This is a genomic window from Agromyces protaetiae, from assembly GCF_004135405.1.
GTDB lineage: Bacteria > Actinomycetota > Actinomycetes > Actinomycetales > Microbacteriaceae > Agromyces > Agromyces protaetiae.
The window spans coordinates 3,177,738-3,197,707 of record NZ_CP035491.1; the positions used below are offsets into that span (position 1 = coordinate 3,177,738).

17 protein-coding genes and 1 pseudogene are annotated in these 19,970 nt (G+C 70.7%); 4 read left to right on the forward strand and 14 right to left on the reverse strand.

Features of this window, described 5'->3' with window-relative positions; all coding sequences use genetic code 11:
• Positions 1–69: 69 nt before the first annotated feature.
• Together ET445_RS18125 and ET445_RS14835 are read right to left on the reverse strand one after the other, a co-directional pair.
• Positions 70–2,154 (reverse strand): hypothetical protein, encoded by a 2,085-nt coding sequence (locus ET445_RS18125; protein ID WP_243695225.1) that lies wholly within the window; start codon positions 2,152–2,154, stop codon positions 70–72.
• A 322-nt stretch (positions 2,155–2,476) separates the two neighbouring features.
• Positions 2,477–3,076 (reverse strand): nucleoside/nucleotide kinase family protein, encoded by a 600-nt coding sequence (locus tag ET445_RS14835; RefSeq protein WP_129191956.1) that lies wholly within the window; start codon positions 3,074–3,076, stop codon positions 2,477–2,479.
• Between the two features lie 83 nt (positions 3,077–3,159).
• Here ET445_RS14835 and ET445_RS14840 point away from each other — a divergent pair, with 83 nt between their 5' ends.
• A complete protein-coding gene (locus ET445_RS14840) occupies positions 3,160–4,065 on the forward strand; it encodes an HhH-GPD family protein (protein WP_129191957.1) in 906 nt (301 codons plus the stop codon).
• A gap of 27 nt (positions 4,066–4,092) precedes the next feature.
• Here the strand turns inward: ET445_RS14840 and ET445_RS18520 are convergent, their stop codons facing one another.
• Positions 4,093–4,923 (reverse strand): glycosyltransferase, encoded by an 831-nt coding sequence (locus ET445_RS18520; protein WP_341769756.1) that lies wholly within the window; start codon positions 4,921–4,923, stop codon positions 4,093–4,095.
• Between the two features lie 52 nt (positions 4,924–4,975).
• Complete coding sequence (locus ET445_RS18135; protein WP_165314415.1) at positions 4,976–5,878, reverse strand: TetR/AcrR family transcriptional regulator; 903 nt, start codon at positions 5,876–5,878, stop codon at positions 4,976–4,978.
• Positions 5,879–5,975: 97 nt separating this feature from the next.
• On the opposite strand from ET445_RS18135, the gene ET445_RS17645 reads away from it, so the two are divergent.
• Both ET445_RS17645 and ET445_RS14855 read left to right on the forward strand, forming a co-directional pair.
• Positions 5,976–6,521, forward strand: coding sequence for a carboxymuconolactone decarboxylase family protein (locus tag ET445_RS17645; RefSeq protein WP_208008433.1), 546 nt, complete (start codon positions 5,976–5,978; stop codon positions 6,519–6,521).
• The gene (locus ET445_RS14855) at positions 6,511–7,320 is read left to right on the forward strand and encodes an SDR family NAD(P)-dependent oxidoreductase (RefSeq protein ID WP_208008436.1); all 810 of its coding nucleotides are present in this window, start codon (positions 6,511–6,513) and stop codon (positions 7,318–7,320) included. The genes ET445_RS17645 and ET445_RS14855 overlap by 11 nt, the downstream gene beginning before the upstream one ends.
• A 125-nt stretch (positions 7,321–7,445) precedes the next feature.
• Here ET445_RS14855 and rbfA read toward each other — a convergent pair whose 3' ends face one another.
• The 6 genes from rbfA to ET445_RS14885 all read right to left on the reverse strand — a co-directional run bounded on the left by rbfA (position 7,446) and on the right by ET445_RS14885 (position 15,221).
• Positions 7,446–7,949 carry a 30S ribosome-binding factor RbfA gene (gene rbfA / locus ET445_RS14860; RefSeq protein ID WP_129191961.1) on the reverse strand — a complete coding sequence of 168 codons (504 nt, stop codon included), beginning with the start codon at positions 7,947–7,949 and terminating at the stop codon, positions 7,446–7,448.
• Between the two features lie 67 nt (positions 7,950–8,016).
• Complete coding sequence (gene infB / locus ET445_RS14865) at positions 8,017–10,836, reverse strand: translation initiation factor IF-2 (RefSeq protein ID WP_129191962.1); 2,820 nt, start codon at positions 10,834–10,836, stop codon at positions 8,017–8,019.
• Between the two features lie 81 nt (positions 10,837–10,917).
• Positions 10,918–11,181, reverse strand: coding sequence for a YlxR family protein (locus tag ET445_RS14870; RefSeq protein WP_129191963.1), 264 nt, complete (start codon positions 11,179–11,181; stop codon positions 10,918–10,920).
• Positions 11,182–11,245: 64 nt separating this feature from the next.
• Positions 11,246–12,235: a transcription termination factor NusA gene (nusA, locus tag ET445_RS14875; RefSeq protein ID WP_129191964.1), complete on the reverse strand. Its 990-nt coding sequence runs from the start codon at positions 12,233–12,235 to the stop codon at positions 11,246–11,248.
• A 162-nt stretch (positions 12,236–12,397) separates the two neighbouring features.
• A complete protein-coding gene (locus ET445_RS14880; protein ID WP_129191965.1) occupies positions 12,398–13,450 on the reverse strand; it encodes an LOG family protein in 1,053 nt (350 codons plus the stop codon).
• Positions 13,451–13,454: 4 nt separating this feature from the next.
• Entirely contained in the window at positions 13,455–15,221 is a 1,767-nt protein-coding gene (locus ET445_RS14885; RefSeq protein ID WP_129191966.1) for a proline--tRNA ligase, read from the reverse strand.
• A 54-nt stretch (positions 15,222–15,275) separates the two neighbouring features.
• On the opposite strand from ET445_RS14885, the gene ET445_RS14890 reads away from it, so the two are divergent.
• Positions 15,276–16,712, forward strand: coding sequence for an RNB domain-containing ribonuclease (locus tag ET445_RS14890; RefSeq protein ID WP_129191967.1), 1,437 nt, complete (start codon positions 15,276–15,278; stop codon positions 16,710–16,712).
• A 9-nt stretch (positions 16,713–16,721) separates the two neighbouring features.
• On the opposite strand, the gene ET445_RS14895 is transcribed toward ET445_RS14890, so the two are convergent.
• The 4 genes and pseudogenes from ET445_RS14895 to ET445_RS14910 form a co-directional block, all read right to left on the reverse strand.
• A complete protein-coding gene (locus ET445_RS14895) occupies positions 16,722–16,910 on the reverse strand; it encodes a hypothetical protein (RefSeq protein ID WP_165314416.1) in 189 nt (62 codons plus the stop codon).
• Between the two features lie 103 nt (positions 16,911–17,013).
• Positions 17,014–18,164: pseudogene (gene ispG, locus ET445_RS14900) on the reverse strand (flavodoxin-dependent (E)-4-hydroxy-3-methylbut-2-enyl-diphosphate synthase).
• Between the two features lie 88 nt (positions 18,165–18,252).
• A complete protein-coding gene (locus tag ET445_RS14905) occupies positions 18,253–19,320 on the reverse strand; it encodes an alpha/beta hydrolase (protein WP_129191970.1) in 1,068 nt (355 codons plus the stop codon).
• Positions 19,317–19,967, reverse strand: a complete 651-nt coding sequence (locus ET445_RS14910) for a CoA transferase subunit B (RefSeq protein WP_208008438.1) — start codon at positions 19,965–19,967, stop codon at positions 19,317–19,319. Before ET445_RS14910 ends, ET445_RS14905 begins: the two co-directional genes overlap by 4 nt.
• Between the last annotated feature and the right edge of the window lie 3 nt (positions 19,968–19,970).

Genomic DNA, 19,970 nt, shown 5'->3' on the forward strand with positions numbered 1-19,970 from the left:
CGGCCGCCCTCCGACACCGAAACGGGGCCCGGTCGCCCGGGCCCCGCTTCAGTTTCGGTGGTGTTCGGGCTAGGCGCGCTTGCGCTTGCGGACCACCGAGATCACGACGAACGCGATGCCTGCGAGCACGATGATGCCCGCGCCGATCGCGAACGGCGTGCCGTTGAAGCCCGTCGAGGCGAGGCCGGCTGCGCGGGCCTCACCGTCGCCGCCGCCGCGCGGACCCGAGACGCACTCGGGCGTCGCGGGCGGGTACGAGACGTCGACGGCGAGGTCGGGGTTGACCTCGATCGTCGCGGTCGTGAGGCTGCGCGTCCAGGCGAAGTTGCCCGTGGTCTCGACCCACTCGCCCGAGGCGTCCTGGGTCCAGCCCGGCCAGCCGGTCGGGTTGCCGGCGCCGTCGACCGACGCGCCGGGCCACAGCACGCGGTCGTCCAGCACGCCCGTCACCGGGTCGATCTCGCCGAGGGCGATGCGCTCGGTGTTGGTGCCGTCGGTGAAGACGAGGAACGCCTCGCGCGACGTCGACTGCTGGTCGGGGTCGTCGAGTGCGACGTGGAAGTAGATCCACGGGACATCCGCTTCGCAGACGCCCGTCGCGACCGACCCCAGGAGCGACGCGGGGATGCAGTCGACGTCGCTGAACTGGAACCCGAAGGTGCGCTCGCCGGTGCCGTCGGCGAAGGTGAAGCCTTCGTCGGTCGAGGCGATCGCGGTCGCGAAGCCCGACTTCGCGTCGCCCTCGATGCGCCAGGTCAGGTGCTCGACCGCGGCGGACGGCAGCACGATCCCGTCGAGGTCGACGCCGCAGAGGTCGGTGGCGGTGGGCTCGGCGCCGAGCTCGACGCACGGGGTGTTCACGTAGCCGAACACCCACTCCTGCTGCTGACCCTCGTCGAACGTGAAGCCCTCGTCGGCGACGGCGGTGACGACCACCCGGCCCTCGGCCTCCGAGCCGTCCACGACGAAGCGATAGTGCGCGCCTTCGGCGACCTGCGGGATCTCGAGGACCCCGTTGTCGGGACCGCAGGTGTCGCTCCCGGTCGGCGCGTCGCCGAAGGTCACGACCTTCGGCGGACACGGCTTGTCGTCGATCACGAACGGCGGCCAGGTCTTAACCGGCTCGTGGGTGTCGAAGAAGTATCCGGGCTGGGGCGCGGCCGTGACCGTGATGGTGCCGTCGCCGTACACCGTCGTCCAGTCGATCGACACGGTGTCGACCGGTTCGGTGAACGATTCGTTGTCGGGACCGCAGGAGTCGGAGAACGCGGGCTGCACAGGCACGGAAATCTTGCACAGCGCGTCGCTGAACTTGAACGTCCACGTCTCCGACGTCTTGCCGTCGGCGAACTTGAAGCCCTCGAGGGTCTTCGCCGTCGCGGTCGCCTTGCCGTTCTTCACGGCGGAGATCTCCCAGACGACGCCCGTCACGGGCGCGGGCTCGATGATCCGGTCGCCGGCCGTACCGCACACGTCTTCGCGCGAGGGCTTCGCGGGCACGGGCACCTTCGTGACGGGCTTCTCGCAGTTCTCGTACTGGAGGAGGCTCTGGTCGCCCTGGGGGCCGCCCGAGTAGGTCTTCTTGTTCTTCGTGTACGAGTAGTACGGGTAGATGTCCTTCGAGTGGTGCGCGTGCCCGTTCTCGAGTCCGGCGTAGTCGATCTCGATGCGCTGGTACTTGCCGCCCGACCAGTGGCAGATCTTCACCTTCGTGAATTCGCCGCCACCGCCGCCGCAGTCGCCCTTGAGGTTCTCGACACGGCCGTCGGAGCCCTTCCCGAAGCGGTCGTTCCACTCGGTGTAGGCGTACACCCACGGGCCGTTGCCCTTCGTGTTCCCCGGCAGCGTCCGGGTGCCGAGCTTCAGGGTGACGTTGCCCTTCGACGCGATCGGACCCTCGTTCATGCCCTTCGAGCTCGTCGGGGTGCCGTCGAAGTCGTCGTCGCCGACGCGCCACTTCGTCGACCCGGTGAGATTCTTGTCCACCTGCGTGAGTTCGAGGGTGTAGGCGACGTCGTAGTCGCCCGTCTTCGGGTTGCAGACGGCCGTAGCGTGCAGGTCGCCCGTGTGGGCCGACGCGGGCGCTGCGGCGCCGACGACGACGAGGCCGCCGGCGACGAGTGCCGCGGCTGCGATCGCCGCGGCGGCTCTCACGAGGCGCGGCCTTCGACCGGGTTGCTGTGACGTTCGAGGACTGCGATTGCGCATTCGTGTGCTCCAGGGGGTGGAAGCGGCACGTCCGAACCCGGGGCGGATGACTCGACTGCGACATGGACGGACGTCGGGGAACGCCGTCGGCGAATCGACGCGCTCGCGCGGGGGCACGAGTGCGAGCAGGTCGGGTCTCAGGGGTGGGGCTTCAGGGGGCTCAGGGCATGCCGATCGGGGGATGGCAGTGATCCTCAGTATGTCGGGGGTCGGCCGCAGAAGTCCAGAGCTTTCCGAAGAAACATCCGACTTTCTTCGAAAGTTGCGGTCACGGTTGTCGAACGACTCGCTTCGGACGTGCCGGAAGCGACAGATCGACGACGACATCCGCGATCTCGCGCGGGTCGGATGCCTCGTACGCGATGACGTCGGCGGGGTCGACAGGATCGCCCGCGACCGCGATGCGGGAGTCCCACAGCCCCTCGAGCCGCTCGCGCAGCACGAACCGGCCGTCGACCACGAGGATCGCGTCGGGGGGTCCCGTGAGCCACTTCGGCTCGACCCACACGTCGCGCGCGGGGTCGAACACCTTCGTCACGAACGCCGCCGATCCCCCGAGGCGGAACGGCTCCACGAGCGAGCGTCTGAGCGCCGACTCGTCGTATCCGTACCGGTAGTACCGCTCGGCCGTGTCGGGGCCGAACTGCGCCTGATCGGCGCGCGAGCGGTGGAAGTCCTCCATGCGCGCGCGGAACACGGCGTGCCCGCGTTCGTCGAGCACGGCCGCGAGATCGTCGGCGAACGCCGACTTGCCGCTTCGGAGCGGTCCGTCGATCGCGACGATCATGCGTCCTCGCCCGAAGCGGGCGAGGACCGTGTCGGCGATCCCCCGCAGGAATGCCACTCTCGGCGTCGTCACGAGTCGCATGCTTCGAGCGTAGCGGCGAGGCATCCGCCCGTCTCCCGCCGGTTCGGGGCACTGCGCGACATCCGCGCGCCTACGCTGGTGGAATGCCCACCACCGCGACGACGATCGACGCGCACGCCGTCGCGTTCGCGGCGCGCGCGAACGCGTGGTTCGCGGATGCCGCGCGCCCGCTGCCGTGGCGAGCGGCCGACGTCTCGCCGTGGGCGGTCCTCGTGAGCGAGCTCATGCTGCAGCAGACGCAGGTCGCGCGCGTGCAGCCCAAGTGGGAGGCGTGGATCGAGCGCTGGCCGACTCCCGCCGCCCTCGCCTCCTCGCCGCCCGCCGACGCCGTGCGCGCGTGGGACCGCCTCGGCTACCCGCGCCGCGCTCTGTGGCTGCACGCTGCCGCGACCGAGATCGTCGAGCGGCACGGCGGCGAAGTGCCGCGCGACCTCGACGCGCTCCTCGCCCTCAAGGGCGTCGGCCCGTACACGGCACGCGCGGTCGCGGCCTTCGCGTTCGGCGACCGGCATCCCGTCGTCGACACGAACACGCGACGCGTCATCGCACGTGCCATCGAGGGCCGCGCGAGCGCCGGGGCGCCGTCGCCGGCCCGCGACCTCGCCGCGATGGCGGCGCTCCTCCCCCGCGACCCGGCCGACGCGCGCGCGTTCAACGCGGGAGCGATGGAGCTCGGCGCGGTCGTCTGCACGGCGCGCGCCCCGCAGTGCGACGGATGTCCCGTGGCCGATCTGTGCGCGTGGCGCGCGGCGGGTTCGCCGCCCGACGACGCCCCTCGCGTGCGCACGCAGGCGCGCTACGAGGGCAGCGACCGGCAGGCCCGCGGGGCGGTGCTGAAGTCGCTCCGGGATGCCGCGCCGCTCGCCGTCCCGCTCGACGAGGTGCTCCCCGAGTGGCCCGATCCGGCGCAGCGCGAACGTGCGATCGCCTCGCTCATCTCAGACGGCCTCGCCGAGGCATCGGATGGAGTGCTCGCGCTTCCGGGTTGACGCGGGGCCTCGGGCGCGCCACCTCGACTACTCGCTCGCCGCACCCGCCCGGACCGCGGCGCGCGTGGTCAGGACGCGCTCGATCCGGTCCGCCGCCGCTGCGGCGCCGTCGCGCTCGCGGAGCCGCTCCCCCATGCCGGAGGCCTCCGCGGCGACCCGTCCGTCCTGCAAGACGTCCGAAACCGCGCTGCGGATCGCGGCAGGCGACGCCTTCTTCGGGAGCATCCGTCCGAGTCCGGCTCGTTCCACCGCACGGCCGACGATCGGCTGGTCGATGAGCGGATGCATCGGGAGGACGACCACCGGCACGCCGTGCGCGAGTGCCTTGAACGTCGTCGAGTGGCCGCCGTGCCCGATGACGAGCGACGCGTGCGGCAGAATCTCCTCGTGCGGCGACCGCACCCGGATCTCGACGTTCGGCGGAGCGTCGAGCACGCCTTCGATCTCGGCGCCGCCCGTCGTCACGATCGCCCGCACCGGCAGTTCGGCGAGCGCCGTCAGGATGCGACGGTAGACGTCCGCCTGCCCAGGCATCCACATCGAGCTGAGGCTGACGAGGACGAGAGGCGGAAGCGCCGGGTCGCGCGGGGCGGGGGCCGCACCCTGCTCGGTCGTCCCCGTCCACTCGGCGTGCTCGAGCGGCAGCCCGTGCTCGAATCCGTCGAGATCTCGCTCGGTCGCGATCAGCATCGCGTCGGCGGCGCGCCACACCGCGAGGGGCCGCGACCCTCGCGCGCCGGCGATGAGGCCGATCGGGCCGGTTCGCCAGCCGCGGAGGAAGAACGATGCGAGGGAATGCATGAGCACGACCGTCGGGACGCCCGCACGCACCGCAGCGCCGACCGACGACAGCATCATGCAGTCGACGACGGCGACGTCGGGGCGGCGGGTCTCGATGAGCGCGGAGATCTCAGCCGCTATGTCGCGCGAGGCGGCGAGCCCGGCGAAGTCCGCGATGGTGCGGAGCGTCGTCGACTTCGCCGTACGAGGGAAGCCTTCGAGGCTCGCGAGGGGGGTGGTCCGGATGTCTCCGCCCGAGGGTCGATCCCGGCGGAGCCGGATGCCGGCGATGCGGACGTCGTGTCCGCGTGCCGCGAGGGCGCTCGCGACGGCGACGGTCGGCGGCACGTTGCCGCCGCCCTCGACGCCGATGAAGAGGATGCGTGGCATGACGATGCCTTTCAGTCCGCGGGGTCTGAGCGGTGCGAGCCGGCGTGCCGGCCGGAGAGGCGTCGTTCGCCGCGAGCACGGCGTCGACGAGGCCGCGCATGCGGCGGGCGGTGGTGGCGAGGTCGAGGCCGCGGTCGCGGCGCAGGAGCTTCCACGCGTAGACGTCGGTGACGACGACGAGTTGGTCGGTGAGTGCGTCGGGGTCGATCGCCTGGGCGAGCTGCGGGGCGAAGAGCCGTTCGACCCAGTCGCGGTGCAGTGCCTTGCCGCCCGCGGTCGCCTCGCGTGCGACGGGCTCCCAGCTCTCTTGGCCGAGGAGCAGGAGCACGCCGTCGCCGCGCAATTCGTAGTGGTCGATGAGCGCCTCGAAGGATGCCTCGAACTGCGCGGGGTCGGCGGGCCGTTCGTCGAGCACGACGCGAGTCGCCCATGCGTTCGCGGACTCGAGCAGCGCCTCTCTGCTGCCGAACTGGCGGAGCACGGTCTGCACCGAAACCCCGGCCTGCCGACCGACGCGCTCGAGCGTCAGGAGTGAGAGGGGGGTCGTGTAGGCGAGCGCGACGACCGACGCGAGGATCGCGTCGCGGGTGCGCTCGACCTGTTCGGCCCGATCGCGCATGACGTAGTCGCGCTTCGTTTTCATGACAATGCCCATTAACGCCGATCGGATATTCCGTGTCAATACGCATTCACACGAAATATCGGAAAAGCGACCGGCCCGCCGTCGTAGACTCCCCGGCATGGCGTTCCTCCCCGAGACCGACCTCGATCGGCTCACCCCCGAACAGCAGGCCGCAGCCGACCGGCAGCTCAGGCTCCACGGCGGCCGCATCACGAACATGAAGGCGACCCTCCTCGGCCACGTGCCGAGCTTCGACGCATACATGGAGTGGTACACGCTGAAAGACGAACTCGTCCCCCTCGTCGGCGAGCGCGCCGTCACGCTCTTCTCGTACGCGATCAGCGACGAGAACGACTGCCTCATCTGCTCGGTGTTCTTCCGACGCATCCTCATCGACTCGGGCGCCGATCCCGACGACCCGCAGCCGACCGACGCCGAGGCAGTCCTCATGCGCTGGGGCCGCGCGATCGCCCGAACCCCGAACGACATCCCGGCCGATGTCGTCGCGCAGGTCGAGTCGACGTTCGATCCGCACACGCGGCTCGTGCTCCTCGCGTTCGCGGGGCTCATGGTCGCGACGAACCTCATCAACACCGTCGGGCGCGTTCCGCTCGACGAGGTGCTCTACGACTACCGCAAGGCGGGTGACACCCGTGTCGACTGACCTCGCCGGCCGCGTCGCCTTCGTCACGGGCGCCGCCCACGGGCAGGGCCGCGCGATCGCCCTCGCCCTCGCGGCCGACGGCGCAGACGTCGCCGCGTTCGACGTCGCCGCGAAGATCTCCTACCCCGCCTACGGCCAGGGCACTCCCGACGAGCTCGTGTCGCTCATCGCCGAGATCGAAGGGCTCGGGCGCCGCGCGCTCGCGTTCACGGGCGACGTGCGCGACGCCGATGCCGTCGGACGCGCCGTCACGGCGACCGTCGACGAACTCGGCGGGCTCGACATCCTCGTCAACAACGCCGGCATCGTCGCCTACGCGGCCGCCGACGAGATGACGGAAGACGAGTGGGACGCGATGCTCGACATCAACCTCAAGGGCCCGTTCCTCGTCGGCCGCGCGGCGATCCCCCACCTGAAGGCGTCGAAGCACGCCGTCATCGTCAACAACTCGAGCGTCATGGGGCTCCGCGGCGGCAATCGCCTCTCGCACTACGTCGCCTCGAAGCACGGCCTCACAGGCCTCACGAAGGCGTGGGCGATCGAGCTCGCCCCGTTCGGCGTGCGGGTCGTCTCGATCCACCCCACCGGCGTCGACACGCCCATGAACGACGGCCTCGCAGCCCTCGAGGGCTCGACGCCCGCCGAGATCGCCGAGCGCAGCGCGGGCAACCTCCTTCCGGGGGTTCCGTGGATCGAGACGCGGGATGTCGCGGAGCTCGTGCGCTATCTCGCAAGCGACCGTGCGCGCTACGCGACGGGCGCCCAGTTCGTGCTCGACGCGGGGCTCCTCACTGCATAAGGGCCCCGCACGCCCCACGCCCCGCGCCCCGTACCCAGAAACACGCGATCCGTCGCAGATCGCCCTCTTCGCAGTGCGCGAAGGGCGATCCGCGACGGATCGCGGTGGTGCGAAGCGGTTCGCGTCTAGCGCGCACCGCCCAGTTCTGCATCGTCGGCGAGGTCGGATGCCTCGTCGTCGATCTCGTCGTACTCCACGTCGTCTTCGACCTCGCGAGGCTTGACGTAGGGGTCGGCGTCGCCCGCGTATTCGGCGGTCGCCGCCGCTGCCGCGGTCTCGGCGTCGCGCTCGCGCGCCTCACGGAGGAGGTCGGCGATGTGCTGCGCGTTCTCGGGCACCGCGTCGGCGATGAACTCGAGCGTCGGCGTGAGCCGCGCCGTGATGTTGCGCCCCACCTCGGAGCGCAGCATGCCCGTCGCAGCTTTGAGGGCGGCGGCGGAGTCGGTGCGCTCCTCGTCGGTGCCGTACACCGTGTAGAAGATCGACGCGTGCTGCAGATCGCCCGTGACGCGCACGTCGGTGATCGTCACGAACCCGAGGCGCGGGTCGCGCAGCCCCTTGTCGAGGCGGCGCGCGACGATCTCCTTGATGCGGTCGGCCATCTTCCTGGCCCGTTGCGGGTCGGCCATGATTCCTCTCCTTGCCCTCGCCCGAGGTGGGAACGGCCCTCGCTCCGCGAGGGCCGTTCACCTGGGATTACGCGCGAGGCTTCTCGCGCATCTCGATCGTCTCGATCTCGTCGCCGATCTGGATGTCGTTGTACTTGCCGAGGCCGATGCCCGCCTCGAAGTCCGTGCGGACCTCGGTGACGTCGTCCTTGAACCGACGGAGCGACTCGATGGCGAGGTTGTCGCCGACCACGACGCCGTCGCGGATGACCCGCGCCTTGGCGTTTCGCGTGATCGTGCCCGAGCGCACGATGACACCCGCGATGTTGCCGAACTTCGAGGAGCGGAACACCTCGCGGATCTCGGCGACACCCGACTGGACCTCTTCGTACTCGGGCTTGAGCATGCCCTTGAGCGAGTTCTCGATGTCGTCGATCGCGTTATAGATGACCGAGTAGAACCGCACGTCGACACCCTCGCGGGCGGCGCGCTCGCGCGCCTTGACGTCGGGGCGCACGTTGAACCCGATGACGATCGCGTTGTCGATCGTCGCGAGGTCGATGTCGCTCTCGGTGATCGCACCGACACCGCGGTGGAGGATGCGCAGCTGCACCGAGTCGTCGACCTCGATCTTGAGGAGCGACTCTTCGAGTGCCTCGACGGCACCCGACACGTCGCCCTTGATGATGAGGTTGAGCGACTCGACCTTGCCCTCTTCGAGCGCACGGGTGAAGTCCTCGAGCGAGATGCGCTTGCGGGCCTTGGCCAGCAGGGCGTTGCGCTCGGCGGCTTCGCGCTTCTCGGCGATCTGACGCGCGGTGCGGTCTTCTTCGGTGACGAGGAAGGTGTCGCCGGCGCGCGGAACGCTCGAGAGACCCTGCACCTGGACGGGACGCGACGGGGTCGCGGCCTCGACGGGGGCGCCGTTCTCGTCGGCCATCGCACGCACGCGGCCGTAGGCCGTTCCCGCGACGATCGCGTCGCCGACGCGCAGCGTGCCCGACTGGATGAGCACGGTCGCGACGGCGCCGCGGCCCTTGTCGAGCTTCGCCTCGATCGCGACACCGCGCGCGTCCTTGTTGGGGTTCGCACGGAGGTCGAGACCGGCGTCGGCCGTGAGCAGCACGGCGTCGAGGAGCGCGTCGATGCCGATGCCCTCGCGAGCCGACACGTCGACGAAGATGACGTCGCCGCCGTACTCCTCGGCGACGAGGCCGAACTCGGTGAGCTGCTGGCGCACCTTGGCGGGGTTGGCGTCGGGCTTGTCGATCTTGTTGACCGCCACCACGATCGGCACGTCGGCCGACTGGGCGTGGTTCAACGCCTCGATCGTCTGCGGCATGATGCCGTCGTCGGCCGCGACCACGAGGATCGCGATGTCGGTCACCTGCGCACCACGGGCACGCATGGCGGTGAACGCCTCGTGACCCGGGGTGTCGATGAAGGTGATCGCGCGCTCGATGCCCTCGTGCTCGGTGTGCACCTGGTACGCACCGATGTGCTGCGTGATGCCGCCGGCTTCGCCCGCGACGACGTTCGCGTTGCGGATGGCGTCGAGGAGTCGCGTCTTACCGTGGTCGACGTGACCCATGACGGTCACGACCGGCGGACGCTGCTCGAGGTCTTCGTCGGTCTCGTCCTCGAGCTCCTGGTCGAGGTCGATGTCGAAGCCCTCGAGGAGCTCCTTGTCTTCGTCTTCAGGAGACACGATCTGGATCTTGTAGCCGAGCTCGGCGCCGAGCACCTCGAAGGTGGCCTCGTCGAGAGACTCGGTCGCCGTCGCCATCTCACCGAGGTGGAAGAGCACGGTGACGAGCGAACCGGGGTTCGCGTCGATCTTGTCGGCGAAGTCGGAGATGGACGCGCCACGGCGCATCCGGATGACGGTGTTGCCGTCGCCGCGGGGAACGCTCACGCCGCCGAGCGACGGGGCCTCCCGCATCTCGAATTCTGCCCGCTTCGTCCGCTTCGACTTGCGCGACTTGGACTTGCCGCCGCCACGACCGAACGCGCCGGCCGTGCCGCCGCCGGGGCCGCGACCGCGACCGCCGCCGCCGCCCGCGGGACGCGGGGCGCCGAAGCCGCCGGGGCCGCCGCCGGGCGCGCCGCCCGGACGAGGCGCGCCGAAGCCGCCGGGGCGACCAGCGCCTCCACCGGCGCCGCCGGGACGCTGGAAGCCGCCGCCGCCACCCGGGCGGGGGCCGCCCGGACGAGGCGCGCCGGGACGCGGAGCACCAGGACGCGGAGCACCGGGGCGCGGAGCCTGCGGCCGCGGGATGTTGCCCGGGGAGGGCCGCTGGCCCATGCCCTGCGAGCTCGAGAACGGGTTGTTGCCCGGGCGCGGCTGAGCGGGGCGCGAGCCCATGCCCTGCGAGCTCGAGAACGGGTTGTTGCCGGGGCGCGGGGCTGCGCCGCCGGGCTTCGGGCCGGCCGCGGGGCGCGGAGCGCCGGGCTTGGGTGCGCCCGAGGCGGGCTTCGCGACATCCGACGCCGCAGCCTCGGCCGCGGACTCGGCCGGAGCGGCCTTCTCAGCGGCGGCCTTCTCAGCGGCCGCCTTCTCGGCGAGCGCCTGGCGCTCGGCCACCGTCAGCGGTGCCGCGGGGACGGGCGCTGCAGGGGCGTCGGTCGCAGTCGGCGCGCTCGGCGCGGGCGTCGGGGCGGGGGCCTGCGCCTTGGGGCCGGGCTTGGGCGCGCCGGGGCGCGCAGCGGCGGCGGGCTTGGGAGCCTCCGCAGCCTTGGGGGTGCCCGCAGCCTCGAGCGCGGCCTTCAGCCGGCGGGCGACGGGGGGTTCGATCGAGGACGACGGGCCCTTGACGTATTCGCCCATCTCTTTGAGCTTCTCGAGTGCGACCTTGCTGTCGACTCCGAGCTCGGATGCGATCTCGTGTACGCGTGGTTTGGCAGCCACTTCTCTCCTGTTCCGGGTCTGCACCCGGACAGGGCAGACCGATTTAACGGACGGGTCTCATTTCGAGCCGCTCATTAGTTGTCACTCATGAGGAATCACTGTGCCGTTCAGCCTGTTCTCTACTTCGCTCGGGTCTACCGGCCCCACCGCTTTGAGCGCTCGCGCGAATGCGCGGCGTCGGTCGGCGAGGTGGAAGCACTCGAGCGTCGGATGCAGCCACGCGCCTCTGCCGGGAAGCACGGCCGACACATCGGTGACGACCTGGGAATCTCGGAGGACGACCCTCATGAGCGAGGATCGCGGAGCGCGCGCACGGCAACCGATGCACGTTCTGACGGGGTCCATGTTACACCTCTGCACCGGCCCGCCCGCTGAACGCCCCGATCGGGCGCAGCGGGCGGCCGCGCGCTCAACCTGCCGTGTCGGGCTGGATGTCGATCTTCGCGCCCGTGAGCTTCGCAGCGAGGCGGGCGTTCTGGCCCTCCTTGCCGATCGCGAGCGACAGCTGGTAGTCGGGGACGAGCGCGCGCACGGCGCGGAGCGACTCGTCGACGACGTAGGCCTTCGTGACCTTCGCGGGCGAGAGCGCCGAGGCGACGAACGTCGAGAGGTCTTCGTTCCAGTCGACGATGTCGATCTTCTCGTTGCCGAGTTCGGCGGTGACGGCGCGCACGCGCTGGCCGAGTTCGCCGATGCACGCGCCCTTGGCGTTGACGCCCGGCTGGTTCGCTCGGACCGCGATCTTCGTGCGGTGGCCGGCCTCGCGAGCGAGCGAGACGATCTCGACGACGCCCGACGCGATCTCGGGCACCTCGAGCGCGAAGAGCTTGCGGACGAGTGCGGGGTGGGTGCGCGAGACCGTGATCTGCGGCCCCTTCGCGCCCTTCGCGACGCTCGTCACATAGACGCGGATGCGCTGACCGTGAGGGTACTCCTCGCCGGGCACCTGCTCTTCCGGCGGCAGGATCGCCTCGACCGAACCGAGGTCGATGTGGATCATCCGCGGGTTGGGGCCCTGCTGGATGACGCCCGCGACGATGTCGCCCTCGCGTCCGCGGAACTCGCCGAGGACGGCGTCGTCGGCGAGGTCGCGCAGGCGCTGGTTGATGACCTGCTTCGCCGCGAAGGCCGCGATGCGGCCGAAGTCGCTCGGGCTGTCTTCGGCTTCGCCGATGACGTTGCCCTCATCGTCGTACTCGGAGATGTACACCGAGACGTGACCGGTCTTGCGATCGAGTTCGGCGCGCGCGCCGCTCGGGTTCGCGTGGCCGTGCTGGCCGGGGTTGGTGTGCTTGAGATAGGCCATCAAGATGGCCTGTTCGATGATCTGCACCAATTCGTCGAACGGAATCTCCTTCTCGCGCTCCATCATGCGAAGCACACTGAGGTCGATATCCATGGCCGCCGGCCTCCTCTATTCAGCTCTCAGTCCGCATCCCCTCGTTGCGGACCTCACTACGTTACCGGATGACGGCTGGGAAGGCGCCACCAGCGGTCGCCGGAGCGGCGGCCGCCGCGAGGCATCCGGATGTCTCGGTGCGCCCGACGCGCAGGCGAGCCGTCAGCGCGCCTCGACGGGCCCTGCGGGCGCGCTCGCAAGCTCGTTGATCGCGCGGATGAGGTGGAAGAGCGAGCCGACCTCGTGCTGGTCGTAGCGCATGACGAGCCTCGGCAGCTCGACCCGGTCGTCGTCTTCGCGTTCGACCTTGAGCGGCCCGCGCCGCTTGATCGCGCCCGACAGGAGCAGATCGCCGAAACGCTCGTTGAGCGAGGCGACTTCGCCGTCGGTCGGCTCGGCGCGCAGCCGCAGCACGAGCCGGTCGCCGACCCACCGCAGCGAGTCGTAGTTGCGCCAGAAGTCGGTGATCTCGTGCGCCGCGGCCTCGACGGAGTCGGTGATGAGCACGCGGTCGAGGTCGTCGGGCGACACGACGCCCGAGGCCACGAGCTGCTCGTCGACGAAGCGCTTGAGGCCCGTCCAGAACGTGCCGCCCGGCTCGTCGAGGAGCACGATCGGCACGGGCTCGGCCTTGCCGGTCTGCTGCAGCGTGAGGAGCTCGAACATCTCGTCGAGCGTGCCGAAGCCCCCGGGGACGCACACGAACCCGCGCGACTCCTTCACGAGCATGAGCTTGCGCGTGAAGAAGTACTTCATCGACACGACGTTCGCCGACTGGGCGATGACCGAGTTCGCCTTCTCCTCGAACGGCAGCCGGATCGCGACGCCGAGCGACCGGTCTGCCCCGGCGCCCTCGGCCGCGGCCTGCATGATGCCGGGACCGGCGCCCGTGACGACCATCCAGCCGCGCTCGGCGAGCGCCGCGGCGACCTCGGACGCCGCGCGGTAGGGCGCGTCGTCGGGCTTCGTGCGCGCCGACCCGAACACGGTGACCTTGGGCACGTCGCGGTAGGGCGCGAACAGCCGGAACGCCGAACGCATCTCGGAGAGCGCCGCGGCGGCGATCTTGAGATCGAGCCGTTCGGTGCCGTCTTCGCCGAGGCCGACACCCGTCGCGAGGATGCGCGCGACGAGTTCGACATTGTCGGTGATGCCGGCATCGACGATGATCGCCCTGAGGTCGGCTGCGACATCCGTGAGCTCGCCGCCCGTCATGGCGTCAACCCCGCAGCGCCTCGACGACGCCGTCGATCGGCACCGTCGCACGGTCGCCCGAGCGGCGATCCCACACCTCGACGACGCCCTCGGCGACACCGCGCCCCGCGATGACGATCTTCGGGATGCCGACGAGCTCGGCGTCGGCGAACTTGACGCCCGGCGAGAGCTTCGGGCGGTCGTCGTAGAGGACGTCGAATCCGGATGTCTCGAGGTCGCCCACGATCGTCTCGGCGGCGTCGAACGCCGCGGCGTCCTTGCCCATCGCGAGCACCTCGACGTCGAACGGCGCGACCTGCGGCGGCCAGATGAGGCCCTTGTCGTCGTTGTTGAGCTCGGCGATGATCGCGAGGATGCGCGTGACGCCGATGCCGTAGGAGCCCATCGTGACGGTCACGAGCTTGCCGTTCTCGTCGAGCACCTTGAGCCCGAGCACCTCGGCGTACTTGCGGCCGAGCTGGAAGACGTGGCCGATCTCCATGCCGCGCGCGAGCTCGACAGGACCGGAACCGTCGGGCGCGGGGTCGCCCTCGCGCACGTTCGCGGCCTCGACGGTGCCGTCGGCCGTGAAGTCGCGGCCTGCGACGAGCCCGAAGACGTGCTGTTCATCGAGGTTCGCACCCGTGATCCACTCGGTGCCGGAGACGACGCGCGGGTCGAGGAAGTAGCGGATGCCCGTCGACGACTCGCTGCCGAGCACGGCGCCATCGGCCGACCACGGCCCGATGTAGCCCTTCACGAGCCCGGGGTGGTTCTTGAAGTCGTCGTCGGTCGCAGCCTCGACTGCGGCGGGCGCGAACGCGACCTCGACGCGCTTGTCGTCGATCTCACGGTCGCCGGGGATGCCGACGACGACGACCTCGCGCGTGCCGTCGAGGTGCGTGAGGGCGAGCACGACGTTCTTGAGCGTGTCGGCCGCCGTCCACGCGCGGCCGTCGGGCCGCGGGTACTCGGCATTCGCGAGGTCGACGAGGGTCGCGATCGTGGGCGTGTTCGGCGAGGGCAGCACCTTCGGCTCGGGGAGCCCGTCGAACGGGATCGGCTCGGGTGCGATCGTCGTGAACGCCTCGACGTTCGCGGCGTAGCCGCCGGCCGAACGCACGAAGGTGTCTTCGCCGACAGGGGTCGGGTGCAGGAACTCCTCGGACTTGGAGCCGCCCATGGCGCCCGCGTCGGCCTTCACGATCACGTACTCGAGCCCCAGGCGGGTGAAGATGCGCTCGTACGCGTCGCGCTGCGCCTGGTAGCTCGCGTCGAGCCCGGCGTCGGTGTAGTCGAACGAGTACGCGTCTTTCATCGTGAACTCGCGCCCGCGCAGGAGGCCCGCGCGCGGACGCGCCTCGTCGCGGTACTTGTCTTGGATCTGGTAGATCGCGAGGGGCAGGTCTTTGTACGACGAGTACAGGTCTTTCACGAGGAGCGTGAAGACCTCTTCGTGCGTCGGCGCGAGAAGGTAGTCGCCGCCCTTGCGGTCCTGCAGGCGGAAGAGCCCGTCGCCGTACTCGGTCCACCGGTTCGTCGCCTCGTAGGGCTCGCGCGGCAGCAGCGCCGGGAAGTGCACCTCGTGCGCGCCCGCGGCCGTCATCTCTTCGCGGATGACGCGCTCGATCTTCTCCTTGACGCGGAGCCCGATCGGCAGCCACGCGAAGATGCCGGGCGCCTGGCGGCGGATGTAGCCCGCGCGGACGAGCAGCTTGTGGCTCGCGACCTCGGCGTCGGCCGGGTCTTCGCGGAGCGTGCGGAGGAAGTAGTTCGAGAGGCGTGTGGGCACCCGACGATTCTAACGACGGGCGGATGCCTCGGGCTGCGGCCCTAGGCTGAGGCCATGCCGGCGCGCACCCCACTCCTCGCCCGATCCGCTGCCCAGAACGAGCTCGCCGCGTCGCTCGCGGCGCTCCGCGAGGAGTTGGAGCTCCCAGGGGCGTTCGCTCCGGAGGTGCTCGCCGAGGCGGATGCATCCGTTCGTGCCTATCGCCTTCCCGATCACGACAGCCGGGACATCCCGTTCGTCACCATCGACCCTCCCGGCACGACCGACCTCGACCAGGCCCTCCATCTCGAACGCGAGGGTCGCGGCTACCGCCTGCGGTACGCGATCGCCGACGTGTCCGGCTTCGTGCTGCCGGGCGGCGAGGTCGACGCCGAGGCGCGCCGCCGCGGGCAGACGCTCTACGCGATCGACGGTCGCGTGACGATGCACCCGCCCGCGATCGGCGAGCGGGCCGCCTCGCTCCTGCCGGGCGTCGACCGCGGCGCGTTCGTGTGGGACGTCTCGCTCGACGCCGACGGCGCCGTCACACGAGTGGATGTCTCGCGCCAGGCCGTGCGGTCGCGCGCACAGCTCAGCTACGCCGAGGTGCAGGCCGCGATCGACGCGGGACGTCTCGACGACGACGACCCGCTCACGCTCCTCTCGCGCGTCGGACCGCTCCGCATCGAGCAGGAGGCGGCGCGCGGCGGCGCGAGCCTCAACACCCCGCAGGTCGAGGTCGTGAAGGGCGACGACGGCTACGCGCTCGTCCGTCGCATGTCGCTGCCCGTCGAAGACTGGAACGCGCAGATCTCGCTCCTCACGGGCATGGCGGCCGCGTCGATCATGCTCGAGGCGAAGGTCGGCGTGCTCCGCACGATGCCCGCCGCCGCGGACGACGCGATCGCGAAGTTCCGCGCGCAGACCGTCGCGCTCGGGCTGCCCTGGGCCGAGGGCGTGCAGTACGGCGAGTACTTGCGCTCCCTCGACCGCTCCGACCCGCAGGCGATGGCCGTGCTCGAAGCCGCCGGCGGGCTCTTCCGCGGCGCCGGCTACGCGGCCATGAACGGCACCGCCCCCGACGACCCGGTGCAGGCCGCTCTCGCGGCGCCGTACGCGCACGTCACGGCACCGCTCCGCAGGCTCGTCGATCGCTGGAACCTCGTCGTGTGCGAAGCGCTCGCGGCGGGCGACGACGTGCCCGACTGGGCGCGCTCCTCGCTCGACGAACTGCCGAAGCTCATGGGCGTCTCGGGCAACCTCGCCTCGCGGCTCAGCGGGTCGACGATCGCGCGCGTCGAAGCCGCCGTGCTCTCGGGTCGGGTCGGCGAGCGGTTCTCGGCGATCGTCACGCGCGTGCGCGACGGCAAGGCCGAGGTGCACCTCGACGAACCGGCCGTCGAGGCGAATTGCCCGGCCGCACCGGATTGGCGCGCGGGGTCGCGCGTCGAGGTCGTGCTCACGTCGGCCGACGTGGCGACGGGTGCCATCCGGCTCACTCCCGTCGCCTGAGGCGATCGGTCAGACGCCCTCGACGTCTTCCTCGTCGCTCAGCCCGAACTCCTCGAGCTCGACCTCGGCCGTGTCGGCCTCGGCGGCCTGCCGCCGCGCCGCCGTGTTCGCGTCGGCGTCGCCCGTGCCCTCGTCGAGGGTGCCCATGCCGTCGGGATACCCCGCCTCGTCGGGATATTCGAACCCGCTGCCGCTCATCGTCTCCCCCTCCCGCAGACGCCGCGCACGAGGCATCCGCCATCGTCACGCTACGCGCGTCGGCGGGCGACCGCGACCGGAACGAGACGGCCGGATGCCTCGGCTACGCCGTGACGACCGTCGGCGAGCCGACCGCGGCGTCGGGCCCCATCTCGTCGGCGAGACGGTTGGCCTCGGCGATGAGGGTCGCGACGATCTCGGACTCGGGCACGGTCTTGATGACCTCGCCCTTGACGAAGATCTGGCCCTTGCCGTTGCCCGATGCGACGCCCAGGTCGGCCTCGCGGGCCTCGCCGGGGCCGTTCACGACGCAGCCCATGACGGCGACGCGGAGCGGCACGCTCATGCCCTCGAGGCCGTCGGTGACATCGTTCGCGAGCTTGTACACGTCGACCTGCGCGCGGCCGCACGACGGGCACGAGACGATCTCGAGCTTGCGCTCGCGGAGGTTCAGCGACTGGAGGATCTGCAGGCCCACCTTGACCTCTTCGGCGGGCGGCGCCGACAGCGAGACGCGGATGGTGTCGCCGATGCCTTCGCCGAGGAGGATGCCGAACGCCGTCGCGCTCTTGATCGTGCCCTGAAAGGCGGGGCCCGCCTCGGTGACGCCGAGGTGGAGCGGCCAGTCGCCGCGCTCGGCGAGGAGCCGGTAGGCCTTCACCATGACGATGGGGTCGTTGTGCTTGACCGAGATCTTGAAGTCGTGGAAGTCGTGCTCCTCGAAGAGCGAGGCCTCCCAGACGGCCGACTCGACGAGCGCCTCGGGCGTCGCCTTGCCGTACTTCTGCAGCAGTCGCGGGTCGAGCGAGCCCGCGTTGACGCCGATGCGCAGGCTCACGCCCGCCTCTTTCGCGCGCCTGGCGATCTCGCCGACCTGGTCGTCGAACTTGCGGATGTTGCCGGGGTTCACGCGCACCGCGGCGCACCCCGCGTCGATCGCCGCGTACACGTAGTTCGGCTGGAAGTGGATGTCGGCGATGACCGGGATCTGGCTCTTCTTGGCGATGATGGGCAGCGCCTCGGCGTCGTCGCGGCTCGGCACCGCGACGCGCACGATGTCGCAGCCCGACGCCGTGAGCTCGGCGATCTGCTGAAGCGTCGCGTTGATGTTCGTCGTGGGCGTCGTCGTCATGGATTGCACGCTCACTGGGGCGTCGCCGCCGACGAGCACCTTGCCCACCTTGATCTGGCGCGACTTGCGTCGGGGGCCAGGACTTCGGGGATTTTCGGCATTCCGAGATTCACAGCAGGCACGATCCGAGTCTACTTGCGCGCGACTGGGCGAGGGCTGCGATGGGCGGATGCCTCGGGGTGCACCCCGAGGCATCCACTCGCCGTTTCCTCAGCCGATGATCGCGAGGAGCGCCGCACGGAACTCGTCGGGCCGTTCGAGATGCGGCGAGTGACCGCAACCCTCGAGTGCGAGCTCGGTGAACGCCCCGCCGCGCTCGGCGTACCGCTCGAGCAAGGCCCTCGTCTGGGCGAGCATGGGCTGCGGCGGAGCGACGTCGACGCCGGGCCATCCGGGCACGATGCCCGCCGCACCCAGCTGGTTGAAGTCGAAGAACGACGCGTCGCCGACGATCGCGTCGAGCGCGCCGTGGATCCACAGCACGGGCGGTTTCGGCTCGACGTCGACGATCGCAGACGTGTCGAAGACGGTCGGGGCCATGGTGTTGAGCACACCGCTCACGCCCGGGGCGAAGCCCGGCCAGTGCTCCGACGCCGTCGACGTCCCGGGGTAGTTGTCGTCGCCGATCGCCGTCGTGAGCATCGACTCGACCCAGAGGCCTTCGAACTCCGAGACGAACCCGGGTGCGACATAGCTCGACCGGTAGACGGCGAGGGGCGAGGTGCCGGCCTCGTCGGTGCGGTCGCCCGCGGCGAGCCGCGCGACGAAGTCGGGGTTCACTCCCCCGCCGCCCGTGCCGGCGCCGTCGTCGCTGAGCAGCGATCCGTCGAGGGCTGTGCCGCCGAACCCGTACGGCGACACCGTCGACTCGAGCGTGAGGCTCGCGACGAGCTCGGGCCGGTCGAGCAGGAGCTGCATGATGACTCCGCCGCCCATGCTCCAGCCGACGAGGTGCGCGGCGCCGATCTCGAGCGCGTCGAGGACGGAGGCGACATCGTCGCTGAAGTCCCGGATACCCCGGCTCGCGTCGACCGGCAGCGTCTCGCTGCCGCCGAATCCGCGGAGGTCCACAGCGAGCGCCCGCACTGCCGTCGGCAGCGCCGACATGAGCGGGAGGAAGAAGAGCGAGCTCGAGACGTTGCCGTGGACGAACACGACGGTCGGGGCGGATGCCTCGTCGCCCGTGCCTGCCGCTCGCTCGAAGACCTGCGCGGCATACCGCGGGGTCGTGACGAGCCGCGACGAGACGGTCGGGAACGCGGTGCGGATGTCGGTCATGCCGGTCCTCCTTCGAGAGCGACGCGAAGCGGCGGCTCGGTCGCGGCGGCGACCTCGTCGACGGTGACGCCGGGGGCGAGTTCGACGAGCACGAGCCCGTCGTGCGTGACGTCGATGACGGCGAGGTCGGTGATGATGCGGTCGACGACGCGCTTGCCCGTGAGCGGGAGCGAGCACTCGTCGACGATCTTGGGGCTTCCGTCGCGCGCGACGTGCTCCATGAGGACGATGCGTCGGCGGGCGCCGTGCACGAGATCCATCGCGCCGCCCGGGCCCTTCACCATCTTCCCCGGGATCATCCAGTTCGCGAGGTCTCCCGCCGCCGACACCTGCATGGCGCCGAGGATCGCGGCGTCGACCTTGCCGCCGCGGATCATGCCGAAGCTCGTCGCCGAGTCGAAGAACGCCGCGCCCGGCAGCACCGTCACGGTCTCCTTGCCGGCGTTGATGAGGTCGGGGTCGACGGCGTCCTCCGTCGGGTACGGCCCGACGCCGAGGATGCCGTTCTCGGACTGCAGCACGACCGTGACCCCGTCGGGCACGTAGTTCGGCACGAGCGTCGGGAGCCCGATGCCGAGGTTGACGTACGCGCCGTCCTCGAGTTCGGCCGCAGCCCTCGCCGCCATTTCGAATCGCGTGAGCGCCATCGG